This is a genomic window from Marinomonas sp. S3726 (assembly GCF_000967665.1).
Lineage (GTDB): Bacteria > Pseudomonadota > Gammaproteobacteria > Pseudomonadales > Marinomonadaceae > Marinomonas.
In genome coordinates this window covers 65495-86349 of the sequence record NZ_JXYC01000016.1, presented here as the reverse complement: position 1 = coordinate 86349, position 20855 = coordinate 65495, and the positions used below count along the sequence as shown (strand labels likewise).

General features: G+C 41.3%; 15 protein-coding genes and 4 tRNA genes. 4 read left to right on the top strand and 15 right to left on the bottom strand.

The genetic code is table 11. The annotated features are described in order from the left end of the window. Window positions 1–301: 301 nt before the first annotated feature. From TW85_RS14670 to TW85_RS14660, 3 genes are read right to left on the bottom strand one after another with little or no spacing between them, the layout of a single operon-like run. Window positions 302–1474: a sodium ion-translocating decarboxylase subunit beta gene (locus TW85_RS14670; protein WP_046017883.1), complete on the bottom strand. Its 1173-nt coding sequence runs from the start codon at window positions 1472–1474 to the stop codon at window positions 302–304. A gap of 13 nt (window positions 1475–1487) precedes the next feature. Then, window positions 1488–3275, bottom strand: a complete 1788-nt coding sequence (gene oadA / locus TW85_RS14665) for a sodium-extruding oxaloacetate decarboxylase subunit alpha (protein ID WP_046017882.1) — start codon at window positions 3273–3275, stop codon at window positions 1488–1490. 46 nt (window positions 3276–3321) lie between these two features. Continuing rightward, window positions 3322–3576: an OadG family protein gene (locus TW85_RS14660; RefSeq protein ID WP_046017881.1), complete on the bottom strand. Its 255-nt coding sequence runs from the start codon at window positions 3574–3576 to the stop codon at window positions 3322–3324. A 235-nt stretch (window positions 3577–3811) separates the two neighbouring features. Between TW85_RS14660 and TW85_RS14655 the strand changes: the two genes are divergently transcribed. Then, window positions 3812–4738: a tRNA-dihydrouridine synthase family protein gene (locus TW85_RS14655; protein WP_046017880.1), complete on the top strand. Its 927-nt coding sequence runs from the start codon at window positions 3812–3814 to the stop codon at window positions 4736–4738. A 226-nt stretch (window positions 4739–4964) separates the two neighbouring features. Here TW85_RS14655 and TW85_RS14650 read toward each other — a convergent pair. The 8 genes from TW85_RS14650 to alr form a co-directional block, all read right to left on the bottom strand. Beyond that, window positions 4965–5041: transfer RNA gene (locus TW85_RS14650), tRNA-Arg, on the bottom strand. A gap of 47 nt (window positions 5042–5088) precedes the next feature. Then, window positions 5089–5165: transfer RNA gene (locus TW85_RS14645), tRNA-Arg, on the bottom strand. A 61-nt stretch (window positions 5166–5226) separates the two neighbouring features. Further along, a tRNA-Arg gene (locus TW85_RS14640) sits at window positions 5227–5303 on the bottom strand. Window positions 5304–5314: 11 nt separating this feature from the next. Beyond that, window positions 5315–5404, bottom strand: a tRNA-Ser gene (locus TW85_RS14635). Between the two features lie 90 nt (window positions 5405–5494). Then, window positions 5495–5683, bottom strand: coding sequence for a carbon storage regulator CsrA (gene csrA / locus TW85_RS14630; RefSeq protein ID WP_046017879.1), 189 nt, complete (start codon window positions 5681–5683; stop codon window positions 5495–5497). 162 nt (window positions 5684–5845) lie between these two features. Next, window positions 5846–7087 carry an aspartate kinase gene (locus TW85_RS14625; RefSeq protein WP_046017878.1) on the bottom strand — a complete coding sequence of 414 codons (1242 nt, stop codon included), beginning with the start codon at window positions 7085–7087 and terminating at the stop codon, window positions 5846–5848. Between the two features lie 44 nt (window positions 7088–7131). Then, entirely contained in the window at window positions 7132–9747 is a 2616-nt protein-coding gene (gene alaS, locus TW85_RS14620; RefSeq protein ID WP_202904866.1) for an alanine--tRNA ligase, read from the bottom strand. Between the two features lie 266 nt (window positions 9748–10013). Next, window positions 10014–11093, bottom strand: a complete 1080-nt coding sequence (gene alr, locus TW85_RS14615) for an alanine racemase (RefSeq protein WP_046017876.1) — start codon at window positions 11091–11093, stop codon at window positions 10014–10016. Window positions 11094–11305: 212 nt separating this feature from the next. Between alr and TW85_RS14610 the strand changes: the two genes are divergently transcribed. After that, complete coding sequence (locus TW85_RS14610; protein ID WP_046017875.1) at window positions 11306–11764, top strand: regulatory protein RecX; 459 nt, start codon at window positions 11306–11308, stop codon at window positions 11762–11764. 25 nt (window positions 11765–11789) lie between these two features. Here TW85_RS14610 and TW85_RS14605 read toward each other — a convergent pair whose 3' ends face one another. From TW85_RS14605 to TW85_RS14595, 3 genes are all read right to left on the bottom strand, one after another. Beyond that, window positions 11790–13361 carry a hypothetical protein gene (locus tag TW85_RS14605; protein ID WP_046017874.1) on the bottom strand — a complete coding sequence of 524 codons (1572 nt, stop codon included), beginning with the start codon at window positions 13359–13361 and terminating at the stop codon, window positions 11790–11792. Between the two features lie 193 nt (window positions 13362–13554). Continuing rightward, window positions 13555–14610 carry a recombinase RecA gene (gene recA, locus TW85_RS14600; RefSeq protein WP_197477778.1) on the bottom strand — a complete coding sequence of 352 codons (1056 nt, stop codon included), beginning with the start codon at window positions 14608–14610 and terminating at the stop codon, window positions 13555–13557. Between the two features lie 110 nt (window positions 14611–14720). Next, window positions 14721–15245, bottom strand: coding sequence for a CinA family protein (locus tag TW85_RS14595; RefSeq protein ID WP_084616337.1), 525 nt, complete (start codon window positions 15243–15245; stop codon window positions 14721–14723). 114 nt (window positions 15246–15359) lie between these two features. On the opposite strand from TW85_RS14595, the gene mutS reads away from it, so the two are divergent. Both mutS and fdxA read left to right on the top strand, forming a co-directional pair. Then, a complete protein-coding gene (gene mutS / locus TW85_RS14590; RefSeq protein WP_046017873.1) occupies window positions 15360–17984 on the top strand; it encodes a DNA mismatch repair protein MutS in 2625 nt (874 codons plus the stop codon). A gap of 142 nt (window positions 17985–18126) precedes the next feature. Continuing rightward, a complete protein-coding gene (gene fdxA, locus TW85_RS14585; protein ID WP_046017872.1) occupies window positions 18127–18450 on the top strand; it encodes a ferredoxin FdxA in 324 nt (107 codons plus the stop codon). Between the two features lie 1056 nt (window positions 18451–19506). Here the strand turns inward: fdxA and TW85_RS14580 are convergent. Next, entirely contained in the window at window positions 19507–20724 is a 1218-nt protein-coding gene (locus tag TW85_RS14580) for an HDOD domain-containing protein (protein ID WP_046017871.1), read from the bottom strand. Window positions 20725–20855: the final 131 nt, after the last annotated feature.

The window sequence follows — 20855 nt, the reverse complement described above, 5'->3', positions numbered from 1 at the left end:
ATTTTATGGCAAGCGCTTTTTACTATTTTTCTGAATTAATTCAAATAAATAGCCACAAACCATAAGTTTGATTACTTATCAAACAATTTAGTCAACAAAGCTAGCCTTTATGTACATTTATTAAGCTAAACAGCCAAATCTTAAGCAAGTTGCCACCACAATTAAGCTCTAGCAAACAAACAAAGTATCAACCCAATGGAATTCACCCATAAAAAAAGGGAGCCTGAGCTCCCTTTTTTAAATTGGCCGTAAAAGCCTGCTATAAAGGCAGGCTAGCTAAGAAAACTCAGCAACCAAATAACTAACCACCTACATAACTAAGCATAACACCCGCTGCTACTGCAGATCCGATTACACCCGCTACGTTTGGCCCCATGGCGTGCATAAGTAGGAAGTTTTGCTTATTCGCTTCCAGACCAACTTTGTTCGCAACACGAGCAGCCATTGGAACAGCGGATACCCCTGCTGCACCAATCAATGGGTTTATATCGTGCGCAGAGAACTTGTTCAATGCTTTGGCCATCAACACACCTGTTGCAGTACCGATAGAGAAGGCAACCAAACCAAGAGACAGGATCCCTAAAGTTTCAACATTTAAGAAGTCTTCAGCACTTAACTTAGAACCAACACCTAGACCTAACATAATAGTTACTACGTTAATCAAAGCATTTTGCGCTGTGTCACTCAGACGATCAACAACACCAGACTCTTTCATTAGGTTACCAAAGCAGAACATGCCTAATAGTGGTGCTGCTGATGGTAAGAACGCCGCAGCCAAAACTGTCACTACAATTGGGAAAACAATCTTTTCAGTTTTAGTGACATGACGTAGTTGCACCATTTTGATCGCACGTTCTTCTTGAGTAGTAAGCGCTCTCATTATAGGTGGCTGAATCAGAGGCACCAATGCCATATATGAGTATGCAGCTACGGCAATAGCCCCTAATAAATCAGGTGCCAATCGACTAGCAACGAAGATAGCTGTAGGGCCATCCGCTCCACCGATAATCCCGATAGCTGCGGCATCAGCGAGAGTAAAGTCCATGATACCAAATGCACCAAGCATTACTGCACCAATTACCGTTGCAAAGATGCCAAATTGTGCCGCCGCCCCTAATAGAAGCGTTTTTGGATTAGCCAGCATAGGACCAAAATCCGTCATGGCACCAACCCCCATAAAGATGAGCAAGGGGAACAAACCTGTCTCAATACCACCATGATAAATGTAGTATTGAAGACCACCTGGAGTAACCAAGTGCCCTGCTGCATCATATACTGGCGCTGACATAAAGCCGGCACCAGGAATGTTAACAAGAATGGCTCCGATACCAATTGGCAATAAAAGCAAAGGTTCAAAACCTTTCTTTATGGCGAGGTATACCAACAAAAGTCCCACCGCCATCATAACCGCTTGACCAAATTCAAGCTGGTAGATACCTGTATCGTGATACAGGTTAAGTAATTTACTTTCCATTCTAACGAAACCTCTACAGAGTAACTAAGGTTTGACCCACTTGAACAGAGTCACCTTCTTTAACTTGGATATTCCCAATAACACCGCTCTTAGGTGCAGAGACTTCAGTCTCCATTTTCATTGCCTCTAGGATGAAGATAGTTTCACCTTCCTCAACCTGTTGACCTGGAGATACTAGGATTTTAAAGATGTTACCAGCAAGTGGTGCGGGAACAGGTTCACCTGAAGCAGCTGGCGCAGCAGCTACTGTAGCAGCCGCAGTTGGTGCAGCACCTGTTGGCTGGATATTTGTCACATCACCACCATCGGCAACTTGAACAACATACTCCTGACCACCAACACTTACAGTGTAAACACTTGCTTCACCAGGAGTAGCAGATGGTGTAGATGCAACCTCAGGCTCACTACCAGGAACTGGCTCAAATGCATCTGGATTATCACGATTTTCAATAAACTTCAGACCAATTTGAGGGAATAGAGCATAAGTTAGAACATCATCAATTTGCTCACCAGAAAGCTTCAAGCCCTTCTCTTTTGCAATATCTTCAAGTTCTGTTGTTAACTTATCCATTTCAGCTTCAAGCAAATCAGCTGGACGACAAGTAATTGCTTCAGCACCATCCAACACTCGAGCTTGTAGCTCAGCATTAAACTCAGAAGGAGCTGCACCATATTCGCCTTTAAGAATACCTGCTGTTTCTTTCGAAATTGATTTATAACGCTCCCCAGTTAAAACATTCAGTACTGCTTGAGTACCTACAATTTGTGATGTTGGCGTTACAAGAGGAATCAACCCAAGATCTTCACGTACACGCGGAATTTCAGCCAGTACATCATCAAACTTGTCTGCAGCACCCTGCTCTTTAAGCTGTGATTCCATGTTAGTTAACATGCCACCAGGAACTTGAGCAATTAGGATACGAGAGTCTGTGCCACGTAGAGAACCCTCAAACTTAGCGTACTTCTTACGAACATCACGGAAGTAAGCTGCAATTTCTTCAAGTAAGCCAAGATCTAAACCTGTATCACGATCAGTACCTTGAAGCGCAGCAACAACTGACTCAGTCGCACTATGTCCATAAGTCATCGACATAGAAGAGATTGCTGTATCAACACGGTCGATGCCAGCTTCAATAGATTTAAGGATTGTCATATCTGACAAACCAGAAGTAGCATGTGCATGCAGCTGAACTTCTAAATCTGTTTGCGCTTTCAGCAGCGATACCAATTCAAATGCATCATAAGGCGTCAAGATACCTGACATATCTTTGATCGCGATAGATTCAGCACCCATGTCTTCTAATTGTTTCGCATAATCAACCCAGTTCTGAGTAGTATGAACACGACTCTTTGTATAAGAGATAGTACCCTGCGCATGTTTTCCCATACCTTTAACTGCTTTAATTGCAGTTTCTAGGTTACGTGGATCGTTCATGGCATCAAAGATACGGAACACATCTACGCCATTTGTAGCTGCACGCTCAACAAATTTATTAACTACGTCATCTGCGTAGTGGCGATAGCCCAACAAGTTTTGACCACGTAGCAACATTTGCTGTGGTGTATTTGGCATGGCTTTTTTCAATTCACGAATACGATCCCATGGATCTTCGCCAATGAAACGAATGCAGGAGTCGAACGTAGCGCCGCCCCAAGATTCAAGCGACCAATAACCTACTTGATCCAACTTTTCTGCAATCGGTAACATATCATCGATACGTAGACGTGTTGCAAATAAAGATTGATGAGCATCGCGAAGCACAACATCAGTAATGCCAAGAGGTTGCTTGCTTGTTGTCATAATTTCAGCCTCTAAAAATGGTGTAGATAGTTAAGTTAGAATTATATTATTGTGATTTAGCTCTGTGCTGATGAATTGCCGCAGTTATGACTGCAGTCAATGTCGCATCAACAGTACCAGCAGGTGCTGGCGTAGGAGCTGCAAATTTCTTAGCTTGAACCTCAGGCTCAGCTTCAGGAAAATACTTATTTAACAAAGACGACATATAAGTAGTCGCAACAATCAGAATCACTAGAAATGTGAATACAAATCCCATTCCTAAAATCATCAATCCTAAACCGTCTTCAACTAATGTGTTCATTTTATCCCCCTGGCTAAAGGTTAATCATCTTGCTTGAAGTCCACTTATGTGATCATATTCACATCAGCAGCAGACTACTTGTATTTGGTTGTGTTCATTTTTACCACAAACCAGAACAGTTTCATATTTTTTTTGCATAACAGTTTGGTTATTTGTGATACACACACGACTCAATACCCCAATTCCGCCCCACAACAGTTCAAAAAACACCCAACCTCGACTAGCAGTAGCACCAATGGAAGGCATTATGGAACATACCATGCGCCAACTTTTGTCTAAAATCGGTGGAATGGACTACTTTGTATCCGAATTTGTGCGGGTAACTCAATATCCAGTACCAGCACACACATTCACCAGAATGGTGCCGGAAAACATTCATCAAGCCCATACAACCTATAACCACCCAGTACACACCCAACTGCTTGGTAGCAATCCTGAAACTATGGCTTCAAGCGCACTTAATGCCATTCAATCAGGCGCAACACATATAGACATCAACTTTGGCTGTCCTGCAAAAAGAGTAAACGGCCACGGCGGAGGCTCCTTCTTATTACAAAGCCCCGATAATCTATATGAAATTGTCAGCGCAATCAGAACTGCACTTCCCGAACACATCCCTCTTTCAGCAAAAATCAGATTAGGTTTTGAAGATGAAAGCCTACTTTTTGAAAACGTAGATGCTATAGAAAAAGCAGGTGCAACCAAACTTGTAATACATGGGCGCACTAAGAAGGATGGCTACAAGCCACCTGCTCGCTGGGAAAAAATAGGTCAGATCAAATCGAGAACAAACATGCATCTTGTTGCCAACGGAGACATCAAGTGCATCAAGTCTTTACTTGCCTGTCAGGCCATCACTGGCTGTGATGAATTTATGATAGGCAGAGGGGTATTAGAAAACCCTTTTGTTTTCCAAGAAATCAGACAAACACTCTCAGGCCTTGCTCCTATAGACTATAGCCAACAACTACCTGAACTGTTCGAAAGCTACTACAAGTTACTAGATGGCCATTATGATGAAGTCCCTAAACTCGGCAGACTAAAACAATGGTGCGGCAGCTTAAGAAAACACTTCCCTGTTATTGAGCAAAACCTGAAACCTCTCAGACAAAGCCATTCTGCTAGCGAGTTCTTCCAACAAGTAGAAAACTACATCAAATAGCATTAACCAGCCAAGGATGGCTATCTAGTCCGCACCCCTATCAGATAAACATCGCTCTCTCTATCCGGTCCAACTCACCCCAAGTTCAAAACCTAGAAATCACAAAGTTATTACTTGTGACCACTCGGATAGAAATACAACTGATAGGCACAGAATAAAAGGCAGGAAAACAGGAAAACAGTTTTGTTGAGCTTGAGAAAAAGAAAATACTTTTGAAAAGAAAGAATGGTGCATCCGGGAGGATTCGAACCTCCGACCGCTCGGTTCGTAGCCGAGTACTCTATCCAGCTGAGCTACGGATGCAGTAATCTTTTTTTGTAAATTGCTAGGTTTACGAGGTGGGGAGTAAATGGTGCATCCGGGAGGATTCGAACCTCCGACCGCTCGGTTCGTAGCCGAGTACTCTATCCAGCTGAGCTACGGATGCACAACAGAAACTTACCAATAATCTAGAACTGGATTTTCTAGAAGAACTTCGTCATTTTAAATGGTGCATCCGGGAGGATTCGAACCTCCGACCGCTCGGTTCGTAGCCGAGTACTCTATCCAGCTGAGCTACGGATGCATCAGAAAAAATGGCGGAGAGTGAGGGATTCGAACCCTCGATGAGTGTTAACCCATACTCCCTTAGCAGGGGAGCGCCTTCGGCCACTCGGCCAACTCTCCGTTACACGCACAAGAGAAATAAAAAACTTCTCCGTAACAAGTGCGGCGTAGTATATATTGCTATTCTAAGATGTAAAGACTTTTTTTAAATTAATCTTCAACTTCTTGTTCATCTTGCTCTTTTTGGATGCGAAGGTAGATTTCTTCACGGTGAACAGACACATCTTTTGGGGCGTTAATACCAATGCGTACCTGATTACCTTTAACACCAAGTACAGTTACAGAGACTTCATCACCAACCATTAGAGTTTCACCAACACGGCGCGTAAGTATAAGCATAGGTTTCTCCTTTAATATCCTTTAGTGAAGCGATTTTGAGGAAATCACCTCGTTTCTTTGTAAGAAATTACTTACAAAGCGAATTGTAGCGTCTAGATGAAAAATACGCCAATATTTTCACCTAGACTTTTTGCTTATACTTAATTTCGCCTCTGATACCGACTATTCAGCTTCAGCTTTAACGCCTGTTCCGCTTAATTCGAAAGAAGAGTGAAGTGAACGTACAGCCAACTCCATATATTTCTCATCGATAATGACAGAGACTTTAATTTCAGATGTAGAGATCAACTGAATATTAATAGACTCATCAGCTAACGCTTTAAACATAGTACTCGCTACACCAGCATGAGAGCGCATACCAACACCAACAATAGACACTTTCGCTATTTTAGCATCACCTACAACACCACGTGCACCAAGCTCAGCTTGAATAGCTTGCAGAATCTCCATCGCTTGATCAAATTCATTGCGATGTACAGTAAAGGTAAAATCTGTTGTTCCATCTGCTGAGACATTCTGAACAATCATATCTACTTCGATGTTTGCATCACTAATAGGTACCAAGATTTTAGAGGCAATACCTGGAATGTCTGGCACACCTTGTAAGGTTAATTTAGCTTCATCTCGGTTAAACGCAATTCCAGAAACAGCTGGTTGTTCCATATCTTCATTCCCCTCAGTTGTAATCAATGTGCCTTCACCTTCAGTAAAACTAGAAAGTACACGTAAAGGCACTTGATACTTACCAGCAAATTCAACAGAACGAATTTGTAGAATTTTTGAGCCCAAGCTCGCCATTTCTAACATTTCTTCGAACGTAATCTTATTTAAACGACGAGCACTATCTACAACTCGAGGATCAGTCGTGTATACGCCATCAACATCAGTATAAATTTGGCATTCATCCGCTTTCAAAGCAGCAGCCAAGGCAACACCTGTTGTATCAGAACCACCACGACCAAGGGTAGTGATATTGCCAAGCTCATCCGCCCCTTGGAAACCAGCAACCACAACAACACGGCCCGCATCTAAATCCGTACGCATAGCCTCTGTATCAATTTCTTGAATACGAGCCTTACCATGTGCACTATCAGTAGTAATACGCACCTGAGAGCCCGTATAAGAACGAGCATCAAGACCACGATTTTTTAATGCCATAGACAGTAAAGCAATAGTAACTTGCTCACCTGTCGATAACAGCACATCCATCTCTCTTTGATCAGGCACTTCTTGCATACTCTTAGCTAAAGCGACCAAACGATTGGTTTCGCCACTCATAGCTGAGACAACAACAACTACATCATCACCTTGCTCACGGTGCCTTTGCACTCGATCAGCTACGGCCTCGATACGCTCTACAGAGCCTACCGATGTGCCGCCATATTTTTGAACTAACAACGCCATAGTTTTTTATTTAAACCCACATTATTTGCCTTAACGGCTTTTTTTTACAATTTACTCACGACCCAAGGCTGAACAGATGCTAACGCCTCTGGCAAACCTGCTGGATTATTACCCCCAGCTTGTGCCATATCTGGTCGACCGCCCCCACGACCGTCAACCAAAGGTGCTACCATCTTAATTAGATCGCCAGCTTTTACCTTTTTCGTCAACTCTTTAGTAACACCTGCTATCAGGCTTACTTTTGAATCATTCACACTAGCAAGCAGTACAACACCAGACTCTAGTTTGCTCTTCAGCTCATCTAGCATGTCACGCAATGCTTTTGGATCCTCAACATCAACCTGAGCAACCAATAGCTTACCGCCTTCGATATCAACTGCTTGAGAGGCTAAATCAGAACCAGCTTGAGCAGCCAACTTAGCTTTAATTACATCAAGCTCTTTTTGTAGTGCTCGATTTTGATCCGAAAGCGCAGTTACTTTCTCGATCATATTGTCTTTATTACCTTTAACCAAAGCTGCCACTTGCTGTACTGACTTATCGGTTGCACGGGTATAATCAATAGCTACCTTACCTGTGATAGCTTCAATACGACGTACGCCAGCAGCTATACCGCTTTCTGCAACTATTTTGAATAAACCAATATCACCAGTACGCTTAACATGAGTACCACCACAAAGCTCAACAGAATAATCGCTACCCATTGTCAATACACGCACTTGGCTATCATACTTTTCACCAAACAAGGCCATAGCGCCTTTGGCTTTTGCACTTTCGATATCCATTACTTCAGTAACAACTTCATGGTTAAGGCGAATTTGCTCATTCACCATGTCTTCGACTTGTTCTATTTCTGCTGCTGTCACACCTTCAAAGTGAGAGAAGTCAAAACGTAAACGCTCAGCATCACACAAAGAGCCTTTTTGATGAACATGATCACCCACAACACGGCGCAATGCCTCATGCATCAAATGAGTAGCAGAGTGGTTTAACCCAGTCGCAGCTCGCAGACTGGCATCAACAGCAGCAGTCAAGGTATCGCCCACACTCACACTACCTTCACGCAATTCACCATGATGAAGGTGCGTTTTGCCCTGTTTCGTAGTATTAGTAACGCTGAAAGCACCATTACCACGAAGCCAACCTTGGTCACCAACCTGGCCACCAGACTCACCATAGAAAGGAGTCTGTTTTAGAACGATAATGCCAGACTGGCCAGCAGTTAGTGTTTCAACTTTTTCACCACCTAGAATAAGCGCTTCTACAACACAATCACTTACCAAAGCGTTATAACCTGTGAAATCTGTATCACCTGCTTCAATTGTGCCTGACATATCCATAGTAAATTGGCTTGCGGAACGAGCGCGATTACGCTGTTCTTCCATTGCTTTCTCAAAACCTTCATCATCTATATCAAGGTTTCGTTCACGAGCAACATCATTCGTTAAATCGGCAGGAAAACCGTAGGTATCGTATAGCTTAAAGACAGTTTCACCTGAGATTGTTTTCTTATCCCCAAGCTCAGCAATTGCCTCATCAAGGATACGCATACCTTGCTCAAGTGTTTTTGCGAACTGCTCTTCTTCTTTAAGCAAAATAGCTTGGATACGGTCTGCAAGTTTCGCTAATTCAGGGTAGGCATCACCCATTTCAACAACCAGAGCAGAAACAAGCGTATTAAAGAAAGCTTGCTTTTGACCTAGCTTGTGTCCATGACGAATCGCACGACGAACAATACGTCTCAACACATAACCACGACCTTCATTAGAAGGTACTATGCCATCAACAATCATAAAGCAGCATGAACGGATATGGTCAGCAATTACACGCAGTGACTGAGCTTCTAAATCATCAGTTCCAACAGCTTTAGCTGCAGCTTTAATCAGGTTTTGGAACATGTCAATTTCGTAGTTACTATGCACACCCTGCAAGATAGCAGCGATACGCTCTAAGCCCATACCAGTATCAATGGAAGGCTTAGCTAATGGATTCATATTGCCATCTGCATCACGGTTAAACTGCATGAAAACCACATTCCAGATTTCAATATATCTATCGCCATCTTCTTCTGGCGAACCTGGAGGCCCACCCCAAATATGCTCACCATGATCATAAAAAATTTCAGTACAAGGACCACAAGGACCTGTATCACCCATCTGCCAGAAATTATCTGAGGCGTAACGAGCACCTTTATTGTCACCAATACGTATGATTCGATCTTCTGGCACTCCGATTTTTTGAGCCCAGATATCCCATGCTTCATCATCATCAGCATATACAGTGACAAGTAGTTTTTCAGTTGGCAGCTTTAAGACAGAAGTTAGAAACTCCCAAGCATACTTAATCGCATCTTCTTTAAAGTAATCACCAAAACTGAAATTACCCAGCATTTCAAAAAAAGTATGATGACGAGCGGTATAACCTACATTTTCTAGGTCATTATGTTTACCACCGGCACGCACACAACGCTGAGAACTTGTTGCTCGTGTGTAGGAACGATCATCAGTACCTAGGAAAACATCTTTAAATTGAACCATACCCGCGTTGGTGAACAACAGGGTCGGATCATTTCCTGGGATTAATGAACTTGAGTCAACAACTTGGTGCTGTTTACTCTCGAAATATTTTAGAAATGACTGGCGTAGCTCTGAACTCTTCATTTTCAGGGGAGACTCTATATTGTTTCTTGGGCGATAAATTTAGTTTTCTCTGACTTTATACAGAGAAAAAGTTAAGACAGAAAAGCACAAAATAGTACACGGAAAATACAGTGCTTTTCAAAAGAAACTGAGTGTTTTTGCGTTTTTTTTCATTTATTGCGCTTTTCAGAGCAATAACAGGAAAGAACGACTTAAAAAGGCAGGTTTTTCAGGTAAAAAGTCTGACTCACTTTTACCTAAAAGAGAGCCAGATAGAAGAAGTGGCGCTATTTATGATATTGACGCTTAGCTCTACCCGTCATTCGAGTGACAAGCTCGTAAGCAATCGTCGATGAATGGGCTGCAACTTTTTCTACAGGGTTACCTTCCCCCCAAAGAATTACCTCATCACCAACTTGAGTTTGAGGCAAAGAAGTCACATCTAACGTAATCATATCCATAGAAACACGCCCAGATATACAACAAGGATTTTGCTTAACTAAAACAGGCGTTTGATGGTCAGCCATACGAGGGTAGCCATCACCATATCCGACTGCCACTGTAGCAATTTTACTTTGCCCTTTTGCAACATATGCTCTGGCGTAACCTACGGCTTCACCATCAGCAATATCTCTAAGGGAGATAACTTGGCTCGTGAGTGTCATCGCAGGCTTTAGGCCTAAGCTTTGCGCACTAATTTCATCAAAAGGAGAAATACCATAAAGCATAATACCTGGTCGGATCCAACCTCCCTCTGGCAATGCCCATTTAAGTATCGCTGCCGAATTCGCCACACTAACTTCTAGCTCAGAAAAAGCGTCATGAGTTTGTTTAAACACATCTAATTGCTCGTGTGTTGCTGGACTATTAAGATCATCAGCACTTGAAAAGTGTGTCATCAAAACCAGCTCACCTATTCTTTCACAAGACTTCAATTGGGTAACATAAGGCGCAATAGCACTTGGTTGAACACCAAGACGGTGCATACCAGAATCCAATTTAAGAAAAACCTTACCTAGTTTAACGCCAGAGCTTAAAAAGCCCTCTAGTTGGATTTCATTTTCTATTGCCACCCAGAAATCATAATCTTCACAGACTTGCCATTCAGACGCTTCGAAAACGCCTTCTAATAAAAGGATAGGCGATGTGACATTGGCTTCTCGTAATTCGAGCGCTTCTTCAATTGCCGCGACTGCAAATGCATCAACAGAGTCATCCAAATACTGAGCAACTTGAACTGCACCATGTCCATAAGCATTGGCTTTCACAACGGCAAAAGCTTTAGCATTAGGCTGTAATTTTTTAGCTAAGTCATAGTTATGCTTTATCGCAGCAAGATTAATATGCGCCGTTAATGGCCGAGCCATCTTTCACCTCATTAATGAACAGGATTACAATCAAAGTAGACAAAACTATTTTTACACATATTTTGCAGTCATATAATCTCAATATTTTCAATTTTAAAGATGAAAAAATTACAAAAAGCTAAAAATAAAGAAATTAAAACTGAACTGGGAGATTTTAATTTTCCATTTCTAATGTAACATTCTAATCAAATTAATCTGAGCTAAAAGCAAGAATGGATATTCAGGTACAAATTAGAGAGTCAGCACTGAATATGCTGGCGCGAAGAGAGCAAAGTCAGTCTGAACTAAGACAAAAGCTTCTCTCACGTTTTAAAGAAAACAGTGAAGAGATAGAAGAAGTTTTGCATAAATTAATTCAAGACAACTATCAGAGCGATCAAAGATTTTGCGAATCATATATTCGCTATAAACAACAAAGTGGTTATGGAAAAATACGCATATTAGGTGAAATCAAACAAAAAGGGGTAGAGCAGAGCATCATAACCCAAAGTTTTGAAGAAGCAGACCTTGATTGGTTCGAATCAGCTCTTAAGGTCAAGCTCAGTAAGTTTGGCGCTCAAATTAGCAAGGATTATCAGACTAAAGCCAAACAATATCGCTATTTACAATATAGGGGCTTTACATCAGATGAGATCAATTATGCCATTCAAGAAGATATAAATGAGGTTTAACCAGGAGATAGTTAACTACCTCCCCTCACAACAAGGAAGATAAGAATTTATCTTCCATTTCAGCATATTCTTGTTTCATTTTTATCACGCGTTCATCAATTTCAGCAATTTTTTTCTGTAAGTCTGCGGCTTCAGTGGTACCAGCATTATTTCTTTCGAACTCTTTTCGCATAGTATTTATTTCAGCGTCTAACTCAGCGTTTGCCTCTTCTAGCTGAATTGAGTCTTGCCTATCAATTGATTCAACCCTTTGGCTTTGTTGCATCACATATTCAGATAATTCAGCAAGCCTAGTTTGCAGTTCCGCACTCTTTTTTTGCTCTGCTTCCAGCTCAAACTCAAGCATTTCCACAAACATCTCAGACTCACTCATCATAAGCTTAAATGCCGTGACTTTCTCAGCTAACTCATTTGCATAAGCTTGTGACTCATCATTTAATGGCGCGGCATCCAGCTGCTTCTCCATATTATTTAAACTGATTTGTTTCTGAGAAAAGATAGATTGCATATTCGCCATCTCACTCTCTTGTGATTGGCTAACCAACTGCAGCTCGTAATCTTTTTCATTCACTAGTCGATCGTGTTTCTGTGCATCTTGACTCAACTTAGCTTTAACCATTTGTAAGCTTTCTAGTTTTAACTCTAAACGAGAGAGTATCTGCTTTTTATCAGACAGACTTTTTTCTAGTTTCACCACGATAATGTCATAGTCAATTTTGTATTTGCTCGACTCTTGCTGCTCTTTTGTCTCTTTTACAATCGCTTTTAGTTCATTAATCGTATTTGCTTGATATTCTGCAACCGCTTTTAACTCTTCTATTTTATCGCCAAACTCATTCTGCAATGGCGCAATAAAGTCATCCAGTTCACTACTATTTAAAAAGAGCTCGAGCGCCAATTGATACTCTTCAGAAGTGTTATCAGGCGCCTCTTTCAACTCTCGGAGCTTAGCCCTAATCGTGTTTTCAAGTTGATATACTTGAACTAACTCAACCCGCATCTCTGAAAGCTTTAAATCGACCTCAGGCTCAACTTCTAATTCAGACTTGATACGATCAAACTTTTCATTCAACTCAGCATTAACACTCATCTTAGACATAAGGAGTTGATTTTTGTGCTCTATGTCTTTATCAATGGCCTGTGCCAAGCTTCTTTGTGCCGCAATTTTTTTAACGAGTGATTCCAGCATTTCAGAAAACCCACTCTCTTGCGTAAGAGGAATAAACTCCTCAAGCTTTTGATCTATTTCATGCACACTTACATCTTTATTCACTAGCTGAGTTTCTAAGCTTAAAAACAACTCCCAACAATCTAGTATCGCCACTTTTAACCTATCTTGCTCAACCAAAGATTGCCTTAACTCATTGACGATAACCTTTTGCTGCTCCAATAAAGCCAAAACATTTGCTTGCGTTTGTAATTTTGTCTCCACAGGCTTTGATTCAGTCACAAGATTATCAGTTTCTGAGTTAGTATCACTTTCTTGTGTATTCTTTCCTTGGTTTTTCTTGGCTGCGATATAGCTCCACAAGGCATAAATAAAAAAGCCCGTCGATAGCAATAACAAAACGCCTAAAACAATAATCAATGTTGTCATTTAAAAACCAATAAAAATTAAGGAGTATTAAACTAGTGTTTCAAATTAATAGCTTAACTAGATTTAAAATAGATCATACAGAAATAAAACACACCTTCTTAAAACCATTCAAGCCTGATAACAAATAAAAACAGACAAGCAAAAAAAAACGGTCGCACTAGGCAACCGTTTTTTAACAAACTCAATAGAAAGGCTATAGCTTAAGCAAATCACCCTCTTCTTCTTTTGAGTCTTCGGTTTCAGCCGGTAGATCTTTTGGCAATAGTTGCTCTCGGATTTTACCTTCAATCTCGGTAGCGATTTCTGGATTATCAGAAAGGAACTGAGCAGCATTAGCTTTACCTTGCCCAATCTTGCTACCGTTATACGCATACCAAGCACCAGACTTATCAACAAAGCCTTGCTTAACACCCAAATCAATAATCTCGCCCATGCGGTAAATACCCGCACCGTACATAATTTGGAATTCAGTTTGCTTAAATGGCGGCGCAATTTTGTTTTTAACGACTTTCACGCGGGTTTCATTACCCACCACTTCGTCACCTTGCTTAACACTGCCGATACGGCGAATATCAAGACGAACAGAACTATAAAACTTAAGCGCATTACCGCCTGTCGTAGTTTCTGGTGAACCAAACATAACGCCGATTTTCATACGGATTTGGTTAATGAAAACAACAAGGCAGTTAGCATTTTTAATTGAGCCTGTAAGCTTACGCATAGCTTGAGAAAGCAAACGTGCTTGTACACCAACCGATGAGCTACCCATTTCGCCTTCAATCTCAGACTTAGGTACCAAGGCAGCAACAGAGTCAACAATCACAACATCAACACTGTTAGAACGTACTAACATGTCAACGATTTCAAGTGCTTGCTCACCCGTATCAGGCTGAGAGATTAAAAGGTCAGAAATATTTACACCCAGCTTTTCAGCATAACTTGGATCTAGTGCATGCTCGGCATCGATAAAAGCACAGGTTTTACCTTGCTTTTGCGCTTCGGCAATAACACTCAAAGTTAGCGTTGTTTTACCTGAAGATTCTGGACCATAGATTTCGCAAATACGACCGAAAGGCAAACCACCAGCACCTAGTGCAATATCCAAGCCTAGAGAACCAGTAGAAACAGTCTCAATGTCTAATTTCGCACCTTCACCCATCTTCATGATGGCGCCTTTACCAAACTGACGTTCGATTTGTGAGAGCGCTGCGTCTAACGCTTTTTTCTTGCTATCAGCTATAGATGACATGTTTAAAACCTTTCGAATATTTGAGTAATTTTGTTATGCTGAACTCTAACGCTTTTTTTTCAGGACTTCAACAAAACACTGTACAAAAAAACAGTATTTTTATTTAAGTCTTATTTTGCGTCATTTTCTAGCGACAATAGACCTTGAATCGCGTTTAACAAAGTCAGTTCACGCACTGCGTTTCGATCCCCTGCAAACTGGAAACGCTGTACTAACGCACTTTTTCCTTGATTAACCATTTCCTTGGTTAACCAACCGATATAAACCGTCCCCACTGGCTTTTCATCACTGCCACCACCAGGGCCTGCAACCCCACTTACAGCCACACTGACATCAGCACCGTAATTTAGTGCTCCTAAACACATTTGTGCGACCACTTCTTTTGAGACCGCACCAAAATTCTGCAAACTTTGTGCTGTCACCTTAAGCATTCTTTCTTTAGCAAGGTTGTCATAACTAATGAGACCACCAAAAAACCAAGCAGAACTCCCTGCCATTTGTGTGCAACTCGCACCTATCAAACCGCCCGTACAAGACTCAGCTGTAATTAACATTTGTTTCTGAGAAGAAAGATGCGCTGCTAGCTTTGCAACTAATAGCTCTATATCCTGCCCTGTCTCTTTAATTTCCTGCAATTTTCACCTCTCATTAATGAAGTTTTAGAATGCTAAAACAAGCGCTTAAACCTATTCGTCTTTTGCCGTAGAATAACGCCCTAATTTAAGGATAACAATCGAGCGATTTACACCATGAGTCAAGCGGCAAAAGATAACCACACCCCTATGATGCGTCAATATTTTGGGCTCAAATCACAACACCCAAATGAATTACTCTTTTATCGTATGGGTGATTTTTATGAAATCTTTTATGACGACGCTAAAAAAGCCGCTCATCTGTTAGATATTACGCTGACTTCAAGAGGCCACTCCGGTGGGCAACCTATCCCTATGGCAGGTATCCCTTACCACGCTGCGGAGAACTATATTGCTCGATTAGTTCGCATGGGAGAATCCGTTGTTGTCTGCGAACAAGTCGGAGACCCTGCCACCAGCAAAGGGCCTGTTGAACGCCAAGTTGCTCGCATAGTGACTCCAGGTACTTTAAGTGACGAAGCATTCCTTGAAGAAAGGAAAGAAAACCTACTTGTTTCCATCGCTTATTTATCTCAAAAGCAAGGCGACATTTACGGCTTTTCTTACTTAGACATGGCCAGTGGACGCTTCTCTGTTTTTGAAGTTGAAGGAATAGATGCCTTTGACAGTGAACTACAACGTTTAGCACCAACAGAAATATTAGTATCCGAAGACTTCCCTAATCGAAATCTTATCACTTTAGAAAAAGGGGTGCGCGAATTAGGCCCTTGGCACTTTGACTATGAATCTTGCTATCGCCAATTAATTCAACAGTTCGATACTAAAGACCTAACAGGGTTTGGTTGTGAAGAACTCGGTGCCGCTATCGCTGCTGCCGGTGCGCTACTGCAATACGCAAAAGACACACAACGCTCTGCTCTGCCTCATATTCAAGCCATCACACTTGAACACAAGGACGAAAGCGTACAAATAGACGGTGCGACTCGACGCAACCTTGAAATAGATTTAAATCTTTCAGGTAGCACTAGCAACACACTAACATCCGTACTGGATCGTTGCTCTTCTCCTATGGGCAGCCGACTCTTAAAACGTTGGTTACATCAGCCTAGCCGCAACTTGAATATTATTAATGCCAGACAAGATGCAGTGCAAAGTTTATTAAATCAATACACTTATGATTTGATCAAACCTGAGCTAAAAGAGGTGGGTGATATTGAGCGTATCCTTGCTCGTGTTGCACTTGGTTCAGCAAGACCAAGAGACCTTTTAAGGTTACGTTTTGCTCTTGAAGCGATTCCTAAAATCAAACAGTTAATCTCACCGATTGAAGATGTGAGGCTAAATGAGCTCAACCAACAGCTTGCACCGCTTCCAGAATTGACCCAAGAGCTTGCGGTGGCCTTAGTTGAGAACCCGCCTTCCGTTGTCCGTGACGGAGGTATTTTTGCCAAAGGTTATGATGGCGAACTAGATGAGTTACAAGCACTGTCAACAAACGCAACTGACTACCTTGCAGAACTTGAGCAAAGAGAAAAAGACCGCACAGGTATCAACTCACTCAAAGTCGGCTTCAATCGTGTCCATGGTTACTATATTGAAATCAGCCGTCTACATTCAGATCAAGCACCTGTTGATTATGTACGTCGCCAGACATTAAAAAATGCTGAACGCTTTATCACACCTGAGCTTAAGACCTTTGAAGACAAAGCACTTAGCGCTAAATCCAAAGCATTAGCACGAGAGAAAATACTTTATGAGAAGCTACTCAATACAATTAACCTTGAGTTAATTAAATTACAAACAAGCAGTAATGCATTATCTGAACTAGATGTACTGGCTAACTTTGCAGAACGAGCAGAGCGCCATAGATATGTTCGCCCAGTGCTGGCTGACAAACCCGGTATCGAAATCATTGAAGGCCGACATCCAGTCGTTGAGTCAGTCATTACCGAGCCTTTCATTCCAAACGACTTGGTCATGCACCCTAAGCGTTCATTATTAATGATTACAGGTCCAAACATGGGTGGTAAATCCACCTATATGAGACAAATTGCGCTTATTACTTTGCTTGCCCACACGGGGTGCTTTGTCCCTGCAGAAGCGGCGAATCTTTCTTTAGTTGACCGTATCTTTACTCGTATGGGCTCCTCTGATGACTTAGCCGGTGGCCGTTCGACCTTCATGGTAGAGATGACAGAAACGGCTAACATACTTAACAATGCGACGCCAAAAAGCCTTGTCCTCATGGATGAAGTTGGTCGAGGCACAAGCACCTTCGATGGTTTATCTTTAGCTTGGTCAGCGGTTGATCATCTAGCTAATCAGGTAAAGTGTAATGTGCTATTTGCGACTCACTACTTCGAGCTAACTCTTCTTGCGGACGAGCTTAAAAATGCAGCCAATGTCCACCTGACAGCGACTGAGTACGAAGATTCTATTGTCTTCCTGCATAAGGTACATGACGGTGCAGCAAACCAGAGCTATGGCCTGCAAGTGGCACAGCTAGCCGGCGTACCAAGAGGTGTCATTCAAGCCGCGAAAGACAAACTAGCTGAGCTGGAAGCCTCCAGTCAGGATACAACAAATTCAGCTAAAGCCAGTATTCAAACGCCAAAAGCGCAATACACTCAAGCAGCACAAGAACCAGCACCGATGCAGGCAGATTTGTTTGGTTCATCCCTAGATCAAGAGGTAAAAGATAAGCTAACAAGTATTGATCTAGATGAGACAACACCCAAGCAAGCACTAGATGCGCTATACGAACTAAAAGAACTCATTTAAAAGCCAGCATATAAGTAGATTTAATTAAGGTTAGATATATTTTAAATGGATATCATCTTGCCGCTTAGCTAGCTTAGCAACTAGAATACGAGCAATTTTATTTTAGCGGTAATTTTGCTTACCCACTTGAAGGAGATAGCTTATGGCTTTCGTCGTAACTGATAACTGTATCCGTTGTAAATACACCGACTGTGTAGAGGTTTGCCCAGTAGATTGTTTTTATGAAGGCCCAAACTTTCTTGCCATCAACCCTGACGAATGTATTGACTGTGCCCTATGTGAACCAGAATGCCCAGCATCCGCTATTTTCTCAGAAGATGAGCTACCAGAAGATCAAGAGCACTTTGTCGAACTAAACGCAGATTTTGCTAACGTTTGGCCAAACATCACAGAAAAGAAAGATGCGCTAGAAGATGCTGCGACTTGGGATGGCGTTGAAGATAAGCTAGAACATTTAGAGAAATAAAAGCTTAAAGTAAGTCTAAACCATTAGACTTACTTTTCTCTAGACGAAAAAAAGGCAGCCTATGCTGCCCTATTTTTCACTCACATCCTGTTAAGCGACTCATCCAATGAGCTGAAATTCCTTTTCGTCATCATCCGTGACTATTAATCTTTCCTAGATCCTAACCGACACTCTTTGTCGATTAGTTCAAATCCTTTGACAGATTCCGTTCAACTGATTACTTCCTGTAATCTTTCTCCCATCATCCTCGATACATCCTGTACCTTGCAGTCCTTGCTTCCGTCCCATTCCATGAGTTTCCGTTTGGATGTCTTTAATTTACCATCAAATAGCTAAGATTCAAGTTCTTAAAAACATCAACAAAAGCAATATAAACCTTTACTTTTCAATATCTTACATATTAATTACAAATATTCATCACCAACACCTACAAAACAACAAGATATTTCCTACATAGATGTAGGCGATCTCTTACAAATTATTCGATTTATTTTTAAATTTTCTGATTAACAAACCTTGCCCTGATTATTTTCTCGGTAAATTAAAGCAAAAGTCAGACATTGCTGATTGTCAGCAAGGAAAATTCAGGCACAAAAAAGGGCAGCTTAATGCTGCCCTATTTTCACTCTTATTCCATTAAGTCACTCATCCAATGAGTGGAAATCCATTTGATTATCGTTCGTGATTTAAACCTATCCTGGCTTCTAATTTACATCGATGTAAAATTAGCTATCAAATCCGTTCGACCGATTCCCTTCGACTGATCACAAATCCCTGTGATTAACTCCTAAAAGCCCTAAATACATCCTGTATTCAGCAATCCTTACTTCCACTTCATTCCATGAGTTTCCCTTTGGATGTCTTTAATGTAACAGCATTTTAGCAAGTTGCAATTTTTCAAAGAGATAGTAAAAAATATACATTTTCATTATTTTTCAATAAGTTAAAAATAAATTACAAGATAAAAACCTCAACACCTACAAAACAAAAAGAAATGGCCTACAAATATGTAGGCCATTTCTCACAAAAAAGCAGTTTCAAACAAAAGTTAAAAAACTAAATCGTACTCAAGAAGTCATCAACCCAAGAAATGGCTTCTAAATAAGTTTCTTTCAGCGTTTCTTGTGGTACTGTCCCCGTTACTTGATGCCCTTTGGAATATTGCTCAATTTGAGTCAAGGTTAACCCTATCTTGCCGCTTCTATTCACTATCGCACTCGCAAGCTCACCTGGCAAAGGTAAGGAGGCGAGAACATCAGGTAAGTCCATCCCCATGCACACATCTATCATAGATAGCATACCGGCTAGAAAATATTTATCTTGATTTGCGTATCCCATTTTCACTGCAAACAACTCAGCGTGCTTAGCTCGAATTAAAACCTGTTGCAGCAATGCGTGCCTATCTCCAACCATTTCAGACATAAGTAACAGGCTAGTTAATGCTTTTAATTGTTCAGCACCCACCAGCACAATCGCAAGTTTAACACTGTCTACTGAGGCAATGAGCCCTGTAACGGGGGAGTTTAAATACTTTAAAAGCTTGTGAACTAGACCAACATCTTGACTCACGATACGATCTAGCTCGTCCACTGAAAGCTCATTACTTTTTAGTAACTCAGCCATCAGTTGTAACAAGGTCATACTATTCACTTTGACCGCTTTACGCTCTATGGTTTGTGGCTTCTCAAAAAAGTATCCTTGAAAGAAGTCCACATCTAACATGCGACAGAAATTAAACTCGTCCCAAGTCTCTACCTTGCAGGCAATCACTTTTATATCGAAATTTCTAAAGGCTTCTAGTTCAGTAATAAAAGCTTCCCGCCCTAGTGCTTGTAAGTCTAGCTTCACAAAACTTGCAAGCTCTATAAATGGCGTCAATTTGGCTTCAAAGCGTAAATCATCTAACGCTATGTCATAACCTGAATTTTTCCACTTTCTTAAGGAAGCAAGTAAAACCGCATCAAAGTTAGAGTTATCTAATACTTCAATCACAACTTGTTCGCGGTCTAATGGTACGCCACTTGGGTTTAACAAATAGGTTCTAGGGAAGTTTACAAAGGCCTTGCCCGAACCCACCAAATTAGACATACCAATTTCAAGTAAGGCCGTTGAGACCACTTGCGCGGTTGCACTGACATCATCAAAAATTTCAGCGTCCGTTGCTGTACCGCTACCACGATACAAAAGCTCGTAACCATAAATAGATTGCTTCGCGTCTAGAATAGGCTGACGGGCAAGCGTAACAAGAGTGTAAATATCGAACCTATTTTCCATAATTCATCTGGCCAAAATAAAGAATACATAGCTAGTGTCGCCCGATTCCCAAGAAATTGCCATTGGGTGTTACAAATAAACTTGGTAACATGCTTAACCTTAAAAGATACAAAAGTACCATGTGGGGTTAA